Raw genomic sequence first — 13,794 nt, forward strand, 5'->3', positions numbered from 1 at the left:
TTGTGTAAAAACAGAAACTTTGAAATATCCCCCTGAAAGCTCTGGAGGTAACTCAAGATGCTTCAACTAACCGATATGGATAACAGAGGTTCAGAGGGACAATTTCCCCCCAGCAATTTAACACTGAGCTATCCGGAAACCGGAGTGGCCTGGCTGTCTGGAAATCAAAAGAATGTTGCTGCTAACTTTTTTGGCGCACCTTCATCGGGCGGACCTTATCCTGCCTACCCGGTATTCACCATAGACACACAGAAAGTCTGTCAGTGAAAAAGCAGACAAACTGGTCAGGGCAAACAAACTGGGTGGTATGTGGTTCTGGGAACTGACAGGAGATGCCCTGAAAAGCCCCGGGCACTCACTGTTCTCACAAGCTTGCACAGAGCTGGGTAATAATGGAAAGTGTCTGACTGATTAACGAATGCGAACATCTGGTCTGTTTTCATTCTGCAGTTGCTCTGGTTGCTGTAGTTCCTGTAAGTAGTGGAAGCTTGATCCTGACTCATCACTGAACAGGTTGCCCCTGCGGCAGAGGGCTGCAGGGGTGAAAATTTATCGCTGGGGCTTTGTTTAGCCAAAATCACCGGAAATGTATTGACGGGTTTTTTCGTGGTCAGCCTCTTTGAAAAAATGGTGCTTGCAACAGCGCTGACAGAGGCGGTTGCCAGCAGAGGTGGGGGCGAAAAGATGTTACGCCTGCTGCATTACTTGTGCTGGAATCTTAAAAAGGCTGTATTTCAGAATTGTTACAACCGGCATGGTATGAATTAATGATTATTATTAACGCAATTTGAAGAGCGCTGTAAAAAATATTGTCTACTGTTTGAGGGTGATCATTACGAGATCAGTTTGTGGAATTCATTATTATTACCCGGGAGAGCCGCTGTGCAGTTTGACAAACAGGTAAACAAAAAACGCTTTGCTATAACGTGCTCATTAGTACTCTGTCTTTTATCTTTTAACCTTTCTGCTGTCATTTACAAAATTACCGACCTTTCGAACAACAATGTATCCTTTTACTTCCAAAGTCAGGCCAGGATGAATAATCTGACTGTCTATCTCGACAAAGAGTTACTACAACTCTCAGGCTTTCAAGCCGAGCAAGTAACCATTGAACCAGGTACTACAGATACTTCACTTATCTACAGGGTTTCAGGCGGATCCAGTTTATCCCAACAGACTGACAGTTCAGCAAGCAGCCAGGAGCTAACCCGAAATCTTTTACCCGCCTTCCGTATGATCAGCTCCACACTTCGACATCCTGAATTTCGGCAGGCCGTGAATCCCGAACCTGAGCAAAACCATCGAGGGATGCGTATCTTTTACCATGTAAATGGACCAAATATTAACCTGATATCTGATATGGATGAAGTCAGCAGAACTGCAAATAGTTTACAGACCGATAGAAGAATCAGCGCCTGGTTCCCTCAGCTTCCTTATTTAAAAGATGAGAGAGAGTACGTCATTCCAGTGACTGTCTACCAGGCTGACACGACCCCAAAATGCTCTTCTGAAGCAACGACCTCAGACTGTTCATCTGGCCAGCCTTTTCTGCATCAGGGTAATATTCTTGATGCATTCGGGGTACCTGTTGGCAACCAGCCCGAACCTCTGACCCTATCAGAACGGAACAACTTATTACCCTCCCCCCAGTTTGACAATATTGACCAACAGGTTGAAAGTCAGTTGCATATCACTACTGGTGCAAGAATGTCACCTGAATATGCAACGGCAAACAGGGAGGGTCGTTTATCGTATCATGACCCATCCTTATCAAAGGTCATCTTCTTAAGGGTGGATTATGAGGACTGCACCTCAATCTGGTTTCCACCTCAACACTTTATTTTTCGCGCTGAATTTGACTCAACAGATGATGAAGATATAACAGTACCGGATATCGTAAATATGAACGCCTTTTATATTTGGGGATACTCTGGATACACGGTTTCAAGAGTACACCTGGATTTACCGATATACGGGTGCACAGAGAATATCACCACGAAGAGTAGTAGCCAGCTTCATGTTTGACTACTACTCAATCCGTAGCACCACGATTAACTTGCAGGATCTGCAATCGAAAAGTATCAGAAACTCTGATGACCAAAGCACCAGCTATCGTTTTATCCATTGGCAACCAATGCAAATTAACACGGTTACGCCAACTCAGCTTGCAGAAGAGGAACGCGCCCGTCGCGAATCGACTACCCCTGTTCAATCGCTGGGAAGGTTTCGAGCAATGGTACAAAGCGTTGCTCGTGCATGGGGCAATCGCGGAAATCGAAACAATGATGAACAAGAGACTCCCATGCTTGAAATGGAACCGGGTAACAGGGCAAGACACCATATAGAGGGTAGCCCCTCCTCCTTCAGGGGAAGTCGCAATTAATTACTTAATCATTCAGAAATAAGTGTACTAGTCCCCAATCAGAAGGTAGTGCAGTGTATTATGGAAGACATTATCACTGCACTGCTTTCAGAACGAACCTGATATTTCTGGATTTGCGCTATTGGCTCTCAGAAACAGCATTCAGCGTTTCTTTTACCGGCTTGCTTTCTGGCAAAACCAGGTTGGCAATAACTGTCACAATCGCCCCCAGAGCGACACCATTGCCACACACCATTCTCACCAGGTCCGGCAGTTCATTAACGATTTCAGGCCGGTACGTCACAGTCAGACCGGCAGCAATACCCAGGGCAAGCACCATGGTATTACGGCGGGAGAATTCAATTTTTTTCAGGATGCCAATGCCTCCGGCGAGAATCATACCGAACATTATCAGGCCAGCACCGCCGATAACCGGCTCAGGTACACTGACAATCAGGGCGCCAAACTTTGGCAGGAGTCCGGCAGCAACCAGAATGCCTCCGGAAAACGCCACCACATAACGGCTGGCCACACCAGTAATACCCACAACACCAATATTCTGACTGAATGAAGTGGTTGCCATGGAATTGAACACGCCTGCCAGCGCACTGTTTAAACCTTCACAGCGAATACCGGCACTTAAACGTTTACTGTCCAGCTCGGTGTCACAATAGTTAGACAGGGCAAGGTAGTCGCCTACAGACTCGACCATGGATACGGTGTACACAACACACATGGCAACAATGGCACCTGTGTGAAACTCAATACCGAAATGAAGCGGGTTGGGAATAGCCACCACAGCGGCCTCAGTCACGGGGCTCAGATCCAGCAACCCGAGGGCAAACCAGAGAAGGTAGCCAAAAATCAGGCCAATCAGGATGGAGGCTGAAGAGATAAACCCTGAAAACCACTGGTTAAAAAAGATAACCAGTAAAAACACCACGCCACCAACACCCAGATACATCAGGCTGCCGTAGTCTTCAGCGCCCTTCCCGCCTGCCAGCCAGTCCACCGCCACAGGAAAGATCGTCATACCGATCAGGCAGACAACCGTTCCGGTCACCACTGGCGGGAAAAACTTTCGTATGCGATGAATATAGAAGCTCAGGAAGACCTCAAATAATCCTCCGACAATCGTGGCACCTACCACCGCCGCGAAACCGTATTGAAACCCAATAGTGATCGACACCCCTACAAAAGCAAAACTGGTACCCTGAATAACAGGGAGCTTTGCCCCCAGCTTAAGCGGGGTAAAACCCAGTCCCTGAATCATACTGCCAATACCGGACATCAGCATGGAAGCATTCACCAGAATCACCGTTTCCTGTATAGAAAACCCCAGAACCGAGGCCACCACCAGCGGTGCGCCAATGATCCCCGGCAGTGCAGACAGAAGATGCTGAAAACCCAGAATAAGGCTTTTTACAAGAGGCGGGCGATCATCAAGCTTATAATACAGTTCCATACGACCTCCGTATTGCCAAAGCCAGCAATCAATGCAGCCAGACTCAATGAAAGCATTGATGGAATAGCTTAAGCAACCGTTGCTTTTTAATAGTACCCGTTAATTGATGAATGCAGATTCCTCAACTTATTATTCAGGTACCTGTTTTATTAAGACGATCTCACCGAACACGATAATCAATGACATTGGCTTTTTTTTTGATGCAGGTCATAAATAGCAAAACAATATCGAACAAACTCAATGATAAAATACTCATCACTTTATTTTTTCATTTTGATTCTCACACTATTTTTTTTATCAATCTGATCGAACAACGTTTAATAATTAATAATTCAGTGACATTTTTTCACTCTGACAAAAAACACTACCAACAAATGAACAATATAACTTATTGTTTTTATTGATATTATTAAAGATAAAATCAAAAACGGATAACAAAATAACAAACTGGCACACATCTTGTTAATTACAACAACAGAGTAACACTGAGTCTTGCCGGCTCTTATTTACCAGAAATCAAACAGCCGATCACTGAATCTCCTATCAATCAGCAAGCTGTTTTTTACACAAAGAAAAGAACGATTCAATGTTCTAATTAACATCAAAGGACCATTCCATGACAACTTATCAGGACCTTATTGAAGAAATTAAAAATCTTGACTCTGAGCTGCATAACAAGGATTTCCTGCTGACGTGGGAACAATCCACCGATGAGCTGAAACAGGTATTAACGGTTGCAGAAGCCCTGCGCGAACTGCGGAATGAAAATATCTCCACCAAAGTATTCGACAGTGGTTTGGGTGTTTCACTGTTCCGTGACAACTCGACCCGTACCCGTTTCTCCTTTGCTTCCGCCTGCAACATGCTGGGTCTGGCCGTACAGGATCTGGATGAAGGCAAGTCTCAGATTGCCCACGGCGAAACCGTTCGGGAAACTGCCAACATGATCTCTTTCTGTGCAGACGTCATTGGTATTCGTGACGATATGTACCTGGGCTATGGCAACCAGTATATGCGCGAAGTGGGCGAAGCTCTGGATTTCGGTAAAGAAGAAGAGGTACTGGCTCAGCGTCCGGGTGTCGTTAACCTGCAGTGCGACGTTGACCATCCTACCCAGAGCATGTCTGACCTTGCCTGGCTGAAAGAGCATTTCGGCTCTCTGGAAAACCTCAAGGGCAAGAAAATTGCCATGACCTGGGCGTATTCCCCAAGCTACGGCAAGCCTCTGTCTGTACCTCAGGGCATTATCGGCCTGATGACCCGCTTCGGCATGGACGTCACCCTGGCTCACCCTGAAGGCTATGAGCTGATTCCGGAAGTGGTTGAAACCGCCGCCAAACAGGCGGAAGAAAGTGGCGGCAGCTTCAAACAGGTCGCCTCCATGGAAGAAGCCTTTGAAGGCGCTGACATCGTTTATCCAAAATCCTGGGCGCCTTATCACGTCATGGGCAAGCGTACTGAGCTGCTGAAAGCCAACGACCACGAAGGTTTGAAGGCTCTGGAAAAAGAGTGTCTGGAACAGAATGCCCAGCATAAGGACTGGCACTGCACCGAAGAGATGATGAAGCACACCAAAGACGGTGAAGCCCTGTACATGCACTGCCTGCCTGCCGACATCACCGGCGTATCCTGCGAAGAAGGTGAAGTAACCGAAGGCGTCTTTAACAAATACCTGGTTGATACTTACAAGGAAGCTGGCTGGAAGCCATTTATCATCGCTTCCATGATTCTGAACCGTAAATTTGGCAACCCTGACGTGGTGCTGGAAAAACTCATGGAAAAAGGCAAGCGTCGTGTAGACGGCTGATCTTTACATGGACGCCCCTGGTTCATGGTTTCAATGAGATTAAAGCATTAAAACTATGTACCCGGGGACAGAGCTACAGAGGCCAGGAGTACATAGTTCAGGAATAAATAGTTCAGGAGTAAAAAGTGTCAACATTTTCATTATCACTGCAGCAAAAAGATAACCCGTTTTTTACAGGCCAATCGTCTTCTTTGTTCAGCACAGAGAGCGCCAGAACCGTTCTCGAATTTCATCAAGAGATCGACGCTTACAAGCCCACCCCGCTGGTCTCCCTTGACCATCTGGCAAACGAGCTGGGCATAGGCAAAATTCTCGTCAAGGACGAGTCCTACCGGTTTGACCTGAATGCTTTCAAAGTGCTTGGTGGTTCCTATGCCATTGCCCAGTGTGTCTGCCAGAAGCTGGGCATCTCTCTGGACGAATTCAGCTTCGACAGTTTAAAAGATCAGGAACCCATCACCTTTGCAACCGCTACCGATGGCAACCACGGTCGCGGTGTTGCCTGGGCTGCGCAGCAGCTGGGACAGAAAGCAGTCGTCTATATGCCAAAGGGCGCAGCAAAGGAACGTGTCGATAATATCCTCAGGCTGGGAGCCGAATGCATTGTCACCGACCTGAACTATGACGACGCTGTTCGTCTGGCCTGCAAAAATTCCGACGACAACGGCTGGCTGATGGTTCAGGACACTGCCTGGGAAGGCTACACTGAAATCCCGACCTGGATTATGCAGGGTTATATGACCATGGCGTCTGAAGCCTGCGACCAGCTGGAAGCTATGGGTATTTCCCAGCCTACCCACACTATTCTACAGGCCGGCGTTGGTGCGCTTGCCGGTGGCGCAATGGGCTATCTGGCTAACCGTTACGATGCTCACACCTTTACCGGCATTGTGGCAGAACCCGATAAAGCCGACTGCATTTACCAGTCCGGCTGCAACCCTGACGGCACCGCCGTTAATGTGACCGGTGACATGGACACCATTATGGCCGGACTTGCCTGTGGTGAACCAAACCCGCTGGGTTGGGAAATCCTCAAAAACTGCAGCCGTCATTTCCTGTCTGTAGAAGACAAAGTGGCTGCACTGGGTATGCGTATTCTGGGTAACCCACTGTCAGGTGATGACGTGGTTATTTCCGGTGAATCCGGTGCCATTGGTATCGGCCTGCTGTATGCCATTGCAAAACATCCGGATGCCGGGCGCATCATGGAGTCGTTAAAGCTCGATAAAAATTCTGTCGTATTGCTGTTCAACACCGAAGGCGACACCGATCAGGTGAATTACCGGGATGTGGTCTGGGAAGGCAAGTACGCTGTTTAAACACCGATAATTTATAAAACGATTAAGGAATACAACAATGACAACCGATCTGAAACTCCCTTTTGCTGACATTCTGAAAAAGGCAGAAGAGTACAAGCCTGAAATGACCCGTTTCCTGCGGGATATGATTGCCATTCCCAGCGAATCCTGCGACGAAGAGAAAGTCGTCCTGCGCATCAAGGAAGAAATGGAAAAAGTGGGTTTCGACAAAGTTGAAATCGACCCTCAGGGTAATGTGCTGGGAACCATAGGTCATGGTAAGCATGTGATTGCCATGGATGCCCATATTGACACCGTTGGCGTAGGCAATATGGACAACTGGACCTTTGACCCTTACGAGGGGTATGAAGACGAAGAGACCATTGGTGGTCGCGGCGCATCCGACCAGGAAGGTGGCATGGCGTCCATGGTGTATGCGGGCAAGATCATCAAGGACCTCGGCCTGGAAGACGACTACACCCTGGTGGTTACCGGTACGGTTCAGGAAGAAGACTGCGACGGTTTATGCTGGCAGTACATTATTAACGAGACAGGTCTGAAGCCGGAATTTGTCGTCAGCACCGAGCCTACCGACTGCAATATCTACCGTGGTCAGCGCGGTCGTATGGAAATCCGTGTAGAAGTCAGCGGCATCAGTTGCCACGGCTCAGCGCCTGAGCGTGGTGATAACGCTATTTTCAAGATGGGTCCGATCCTGAATGAAATCAAGGAGCTTTCAACCCGTCTGGGCGACGATGAGTTCCTGGGTAAAGGTACCCTGACGGTTTCTGAAATTTTCTACTCCTCCCCAAGCCGTTGCGCGGTGGCTGATGGCTGTGCTATCTCCATCGACCGTCGTCTGACATGGGGTGAGACCTGGGAAGGCGCGCTGGAAGAAATTCGCGCTCTGCCTGCGGTTAAGGAAGCCAAAGCTGAAGTCACTATGTACAACTATGACCGTCCATCCTATACCGGTCTCGTGTATGAAACCGAATGCTACTTCCCGGCCTGGCTGATCGACGAAGACCATCTTGTGACAAAAACGACAGAAGACTGTTATGAGCTTCTGTTTGATGAGAAGCCACTGGTTGATAAATGGACCTTCTCCACCAACGGCGTATCCATCATGGGTCGTTACAACATTCCAGTGATTGGCTTTGGCCCGGGCAAGGAGCCTGAAGCCCATGCGCCAAACGAAAAAACCTGGAAAGACCATCTGGTGAAGTGCGCGGCGATGTACGCTGTGATTCCTGGTATGTACCTGCATAACCTGAAGAAGTAGTCCACAACAACTCAACCAACACGTTAAACACACAACTTAAGCCACACAACAACCGGAACTCTTCAGGAGTTCTGGTTGCCTTACCCGTAACCATCACTTGCCAGTGGTTACCGGTAAGGTAACCAGACAGGGTAGAGATCATGTCCGTTCTTATAAAAAACGCCACACTGGTTAATGCCGATGCCAGTGAACAGGCAGATATTTTCATCAATAACGGCCTTATTGAACGGATAGCACCCGCCATTAACCCTGCGGATGTCAAATCGTCTGACGCCTCCTCTGTCGAAGTGATAGACGCCAGTGGCAAATACATTATTCCCGGCGGGGTTGATGTTCATACCCACTTCAACATTGATGTAGGAATAGCCCGGAGCTGCGACGATTTTTACAGCGGCACCGTATCCGCAGCCTGCGGGGGAACCACCACCATCATTGACCATATGGGCTTCGGCCCTGAAGGCTGCTCCCTACATCATCAGCTTGAACGCTACCATGAGTTCGCCCGTGACAGTGCGGTGATTGATTACAGCTTTCACGGCACAATCCAGCACATTGACGACAGCATTCTGGATGAAATGGAATCCATGGTGCTGGACGAAGGCATCTCAAGCTTTAAACTCTACCTGACTTATGGCTATAAGCTGGACGACACGGAAGTACTGTCAGCCCTGTCACGATTAAACCAGCTAAACGCCCTCACCTGTGTGCATCCTGAAAACGACGGCGCCATTCGCTTCCTGAAAAACAGAATGCTGGAAAGGGGTCTGAAAGACCCCATCTATCATGCACTCAGCCGACCTCCGGAGTGCGAGGCAGAAGCCGTTGGTCGTATGATCAACCTTGCGGTTCTCGCAGGTGACGCCCCCATCTATATCGTGCATCTGTCCAATGGTATTGGTCTGGAATATATCCGTCAGGCACACCAGCGCGGGCAGCCGGTCTTTGCAGAAACCTGTCCGCAATACCTGCAACTGGATATCAACCGGTACAATGAGACCTGCCCCGGCAATTTCCCTGCAGACCAGGGTTTAAAGTACATCATGAGCCCTCCCCTGCGCGACAGCGACCATCTTGAACAGTTATGGCATGGATTGCAGGACGGCACCATCAGCACTGTTGCCACCGACCACTGCGCTTTTACCATGGATCAGAAACGGGCTGGTCGAGACGGTTTTCAATATTGCCCCAATGGTGTGCCCGGTGTTGAAAACCGGATACCACTGATGTTCTCTGAAGGGGTGATGAAAGGTCGGCTGTCCATTAACCATTTCGTCGATCTGGTCAGTACCCAACCGGCTCAGCTGTTTGGCCTCTACCCACGCAAAGGGGTGATTGCCGAAGGTTCTGACGCAGACCTGGTCATTATTGACCCGGACTGTGAAGTCACCCTGAGCCAGAGCCAGATGCACAGTCGCTCCGACTATTGCCCCTACGAAGGTATGACCCTGCAGGGTTATCCGGTGATGACCCTGTCCAAAGGCAAAATCATTGTACGTAATGGTGTGTTCAAAGGGCTGGCAGGCGACGGCGAATTTATTCCGAGAGAAACCCTGAATCGTTGTTTTCGCTACTGGAACAGGAGTTGATTATGAGCATTGGGTACTCTGAACAACGGCTGGATGCTACCGCCAAGGTAACAGGCAGAAGCCGTTTTACCAGCGACCTTATTATGCCCGGAACCCGGATTGCCAGATATCTGCGCAGCAAAATTGCCCACGGCAGGATTACAGACATTGATACCTCTGCCGCTAAAGCTCTACCCGGCGTTGAGGCCGTGTTTACCTTTGAGGATATTCCCAGAACACCGTTTGCAACGGCAGGCCATGCCTACTCCCTTGACCCAAAAGGCAGAGATGTCGAAGACCGGTTACTGCTGACCGACTATGTCCGCTATCACGGGGATGAAATCGCCATTGTTGTGGCGACAGACCATTTGATTGCCGAACAGGTACTGGGGCTGATTAAGGTAACCTACGACGAGTACCCGCCTCTGCTAAATCATCAACAGGCCATGGCTGAACAGGCACCGCTTCTTCATCAGCAAACATCCAATAAGGTCGCTGAACATCAATATCAGCTCGGCAACCCAGATGAAGCCATGCATCAGGCGGATACAACCGTAAGCGGAAACTTTCAGACCCAGATGGTGCAGCACTGTCATCTGGAAAACCAGATTGCCATGGCTTACATGGACGACACTGACCATATTGTAATCACCTCTTCTACCCAGATTCCCCATATATGCCGTCGTATAGTCGCTCAGGCACTGTCGTGGGAAATGAGCCGGATACGGGTCGTAAAACCAACCGTCGGAGGTGGTTTTGGTAACAAGCAGGATGTGGTGCTTGAGCCTATGGTCGCTTTTCTGACCTGGAAACTGGGCGGTATTCCCGTGATGATCGACCTGGACCGGGAAGAGTCGATGGTCAGTACCCGAATCCGTCATCCGATCAGCGTCGACATAGAGTGTGGTGTTAACCGTGACGGAACCCTGAAAGCACTGACACTGGATGTGGTGTCTAATACCGGTGCTTACGCCTCCCACGGTCATTCCATTGCCAAAGCGGCGGGCTCCAAACTGCCTCCCCTTTATCCAAAGACTGCGATGCGTTATAAGGCGATGACGCACTACTCAAACCTTCCCGCCGCCGGAGCTATGCGGGGTTATGGCTCGCCGCAGATTGTGTTTGCCGTAGAATCCATTATGGAAGAGGCGGCCCACAAAATTGGCATGGACAGCGTTGAATTTCGTCTGCGCAATGTCGCCCAAAAGGGGGATATGAATCCATTAACTGACAAACACATTACCAGCTGTGGCATCAGGGAGTGCCTGATAAAAGGCAGAGAGCGTATTGGCTGGGATAAAAAGAAAGAAGACTACAGGCATTCAAATACCCCTTCTGAGAACCCCTCTTATAACAAGCGACGCGGGCTAGGTGTCGCCTGTTTCTCTTATGGTAACGGTACCTACCCTGCCGGTGTCGAAATTGCCGGAACCCGAATGGTGCTAAACCAGGATGGACGCATTACTGTTCAGGTGGGCGCTACAGAGATCGGACAGGGTTCTGATACCGCCATCGCCCAGATGGCTGCGGAACATCTGGGGGTTCCATTTTCTGCTGTTCACGTAGTGTCTGCCCAGGATACCGATGTGACACCTTTTGATCCGGGTTCATTCGCTTCCCGGCAAACCTACGTTATTTCCAAACCCGTCTCAGAGGCAGCCAGAGAGCTGCGCCAGAAAATCCTTTGTTATGCGGCAGAGATGCTCAACTGTCCGGTTTCTGAACTGACACTCAGAGACGGTACAGTGGTTACAGAAGCCGCCGAAAGCCAGACTCTGACCCTGAAAGAACTGGCAATGGATGCCTATTACCATAAGCAGCGGGGACATCAGTTAACGGCGGATGTTTCACGCAAGACAACCACCAACGCCAGCTCTTTCGGCTGCACCTTTGTAGAAGTCGAAGTGGATATTGAACTGTGTCAGACCACGATACTCAACATCATCAATGTACACGACGCAGGCAAAATCATTAACCCGGTCCTTGCCGAAGGCCAGGTGCATGGCGGCATAGCCATGGGGCTGTCTGGTGCCATGGGGGAAGAACTGCTGGTCAATTCTGAAACCGGAACCATCTATAACAACAACCTGCTGGATTACAAAATAGCCACCATGCCCGACATGCCGGATATTGGCAGTGACTTTGTTGAAACCACTGAACCGACTTCAGCTTATGGTGCCAAGTCAGTTGGGGAACCACCGCTGTTGTCAGTGGCTCCCGCGATTCGCAATGCCATTCTGGATGCAACCGGGGTAGCCATCAACCGCTTACCCATGTCGCCTAAAGCTCTGTTTAATGCCTTTCGTGAAGCACATCTGATTCAGGAGGCAAACTGAATGTTTCCGGTAGAACAGTATTATAAAGCAGACAGTATCGATTCAGCCTGTGCTTATCTTGCCGGGCATCCTGATGCCCGGCTGATTGCAGGCGGTACTGATGTATTAATCCGGCTGCGGGAAGGGAAACCAGACTTCCGTCATCTGGTAGATATCCAGTCCATTGCAGCACTTCAACAGCTGACCATAGACAATCAGGGACGAATAACCATTGGTGCGGGTGTCACCGTTTCCCGGCTGATCCGTTTTCTGGAGCGCCATAAAGTATGTACTTCTTTAATTGAAGGTGCTTCTTCTCTCGGCGGACCACAGGTTCGCAACATGGCGACCCTTGGCGGTAATATCTGCAATGGTGCGCCCAGTGCCGACAGTGCTGCCCCCCTGCTCACCCTGAATGCGACACTGACTGTGCAAAGTCAGCATGCAACAAGAGTTGTACCGATGGAGTCCTTTTATCAGGGACCCGGCAGAGTCGACCTTAAACCGGGTGAGCTGGTCACCACCATCACTATTGATGCAGGACAGTACCGCAACACCGGCAGCCACTTCTATAAATACGCCATGCGCAAAGCTATGGACATAGCCACTATCGGTTGTGCGGTTACTTGTGAACTGGAAAACAGCCCTGAGCTGGTAAATAGCTGTGAACTCGAAAACAGCCAGCGTATAAAAGCGCTAAGAATTGCCTATACCGTCGCTGCACCGGTACCTAAACGGTGTCGTACCGCTGAAAAACTGGCAGAAAACCGCATCGCTGACCAGACGCTGGTTGAGGATATTGCCGCTGTTGTACTGGAAGATCTGAGCCCCAGAAACTCCTGGCGTGCCGCAAAAGACTTTCGTGAACATATTATCAGGACTCTGGCTCGCCGGGTTGTCACTGAAGCTATTGTCAGAGCCGGAGGCCAGCTATGAAACAGATTATCCATTGTCAGCTTAATGGCAAACCCACAGAGCTGCTGATTGATACACGACAGTCATTGCTTGAGGCCCTGAGGGAACACGGGCTGACCGGTACAAAAGAAGGGTGCAGTGTCGGTGAGTGTGGTGCCTGTACGGTACTGGTCGATGATATCCCTGTTAACGCCTGTATCTCACTGGCTGTCAGGGCAGAAGGCGCGTCAATCAGAACCATTGAAGGAGAAGCTGTAGCCGGGGAGCTGTCGCCCGTTCAGCAGGCTTATGTGGATGCCGGTGCGGTACAGTGCGGTTTCTGTACGCCGGGTCTGGTGATGAAAACCACCGCATTGATTGAAGACCTTAACCGTGAGGATTCAACCAGTTCATGCAACCTGAGCCGTGATGATATTCGTCGGGAGCATGCCGGAAATATTTGCCGCTGTACGGGTTATCAAAACGTTGTTGATGCTGCGATTAATGCAGTAAACGCTGCTCAGAAATAGCAGCATTAATTAACTCAGCAACCTTGATATAATTTTGAATATACATTCGATTTATTTGAAACATAAATGGGTCGAATGTTTTTTTTCAATAAGCCAATGCATTTGTTTTAAGTCTTTATAAAAATTTACGTATCATTTGTATAAAAAACAATACACGTCACTATTCAATTGCTTCAGCTCAATACAAAGCACCCGCCTGCTATGAGAAAAATAGAAGATACCTATCACAAAGACAGCTATTAATAAAGTTCCTTTCAGATGAACTTTATTAATAGC

10 protein-coding genes are annotated in these 13,794 nt (G+C 49.1%); 9 read left to right on the forward strand and 1 reads right to left on the reverse strand.

Annotation, left to right across the window (positions count from 1 at the left end; translation table 11 throughout):
- The first annotated feature begins 57 nt into the window (after positions 1 to 57).
- Complete coding sequence (locus V5J35_RS06125; RefSeq protein WP_354010398.1) at positions 58 to 267, forward strand: hypothetical protein; 210 nt, start codon at positions 58 to 60, stop codon at positions 265 to 267.
- A gap of 615 nt (positions 268 to 882) precedes the next feature.
- Entirely contained in the window at positions 883 to 2,025 is a 1,143-nt protein-coding gene (locus V5J35_RS06130; RefSeq protein WP_354016291.1) for a hypothetical protein, read from the forward strand.
- A 476-nt stretch (positions 2,026 to 2,501) separates the two neighbouring features.
- Here the strand turns inward: V5J35_RS06130 and V5J35_RS06135 are convergent, their stop codons facing one another.
- Positions 2,502 to 3,827, reverse strand: a complete 1,326-nt coding sequence (locus tag V5J35_RS06135) for a uracil-xanthine permease family protein (RefSeq protein WP_354010400.1) — start codon at positions 3,825 to 3,827, stop codon at positions 2,502 to 2,504.
- A 616-nt stretch (positions 3,828 to 4,443) separates the two neighbouring features.
- Between V5J35_RS06135 and ygeW the strand changes: the two genes are divergently transcribed.
- The 7 genes from ygeW (at position 4,444) to V5J35_RS06170 (ending at position 13,518) form a co-directional block, all read left to right on the forward strand.
- Positions 4,444 to 5,634 (forward strand): knotted carbamoyltransferase YgeW, encoded by a 1,191-nt coding sequence (gene ygeW / locus V5J35_RS06140; protein ID WP_354010401.1) that lies wholly within the window; start codon positions 4,444 to 4,446, stop codon positions 5,632 to 5,634.
- 125 nt (positions 5,635 to 5,759) lie between these two features.
- On the forward strand, positions 5,760 to 6,953 hold the full coding sequence (dpaL, locus tag V5J35_RS06145; RefSeq protein WP_354010402.1) for a diaminopropionate ammonia-lyase: 1,194 nt from the start codon (positions 5,760 to 5,762) through the stop codon (positions 6,951 to 6,953).
- Between the two features lie 37 nt (positions 6,954 to 6,990).
- Complete coding sequence (locus V5J35_RS06150; RefSeq protein WP_354010403.1) at positions 6,991 to 8,214, forward strand: YgeY family selenium metabolism-linked hydrolase; 1,224 nt, start codon at positions 6,991 to 6,993, stop codon at positions 8,212 to 8,214.
- Positions 8,215 to 8,354: 140 nt separating this feature from the next.
- Positions 8,355 to 9,800: a dihydropyrimidinase gene (gene hydA, locus V5J35_RS06155; protein ID WP_354010404.1), complete on the forward strand. Its 1,446-nt coding sequence runs from the start codon at positions 8,355 to 8,357 to the stop codon at positions 9,798 to 9,800.
- Between the two features lie 2 nt (positions 9,801 to 9,802).
- Complete coding sequence (xdhA, locus tag V5J35_RS06160; protein ID WP_354010405.1) at positions 9,803 to 12,115, forward strand: xanthine dehydrogenase subunit XdhA; 2,313 nt, start codon at positions 9,803 to 9,805, stop codon at positions 12,113 to 12,115.
- Positions 12,116 to 13,030, forward strand: a complete 915-nt coding sequence (gene xdhB, locus V5J35_RS06165) for a xanthine dehydrogenase subunit XdhB (protein ID WP_354010406.1) — start codon at positions 12,116 to 12,118, stop codon at positions 13,028 to 13,030.
- Entirely contained in the window at positions 13,027 to 13,518 is a 492-nt protein-coding gene (locus V5J35_RS06170) for a (2Fe-2S)-binding protein (RefSeq protein WP_354010407.1), read from the forward strand. Before xdhB ends, V5J35_RS06170 begins: the two co-directional genes overlap by 4 nt.
- Positions 13,519 to 13,794 lie beyond the last annotated feature (276 nt).

This window comes from Endozoicomonas sp. NE40, assembly GCF_040549045.1.
Lineage (GTDB): Bacteria > Pseudomonadota > Gammaproteobacteria > Pseudomonadales > Endozoicomonadaceae > Endozoicomonas_A > Endozoicomonas_A lisbonensis.

Bases quoted from the DNA above. Each gene is read 5' to 3' on its own strand.
- ygeW (WP_354010401.1), top strand. From the start codon at position 4,444: ATGACAACTTATCAGGACCTTATTGAAGAAATTAAAAATCTTGACTCT.
- xdhA (WP_354010405.1), top strand. From the start codon at position 9,803: ATGAGCATTGGGTACTCTGAACAACGGCTGGATGCTACCGCCAAGGTA.
- hydA (WP_354010404.1), top strand. From the start codon at position 8,355: ATGTCCGTTCTTATAAAAAACGCCACACTGGTTAATGCCGATGCCAGT.
- V5J35_RS06135 (WP_354010400.1), bottom strand. From the start codon at position 3,827: ATGGAACTGTATTATAAGCTTGATGATCGCCCGCCTCTTGTAAAAAGC.
- V5J35_RS06150 (WP_354010403.1), top strand. From the start codon at position 6,991: ATGACAACCGATCTGAAACTCCCTTTTGCTGACATTCTGAAAAAGGCA.
- V5J35_RS06125 (WP_354010398.1), top strand. From the start codon at position 58: ATGCTTCAACTAACCGATATGGATAACAGAGGTTCAGAGGGACAATTT.
- xdhB (WP_354010406.1), top strand. From the start codon at position 12,116: ATGTTTCCGGTAGAACAGTATTATAAAGCAGACAGTATCGATTCAGCC.
- V5J35_RS06170 (WP_354010407.1), top strand. From the start codon at position 13,027: ATGAAACAGATTATCCATTGTCAGCTTAATGGCAAACCCACAGAGCTG.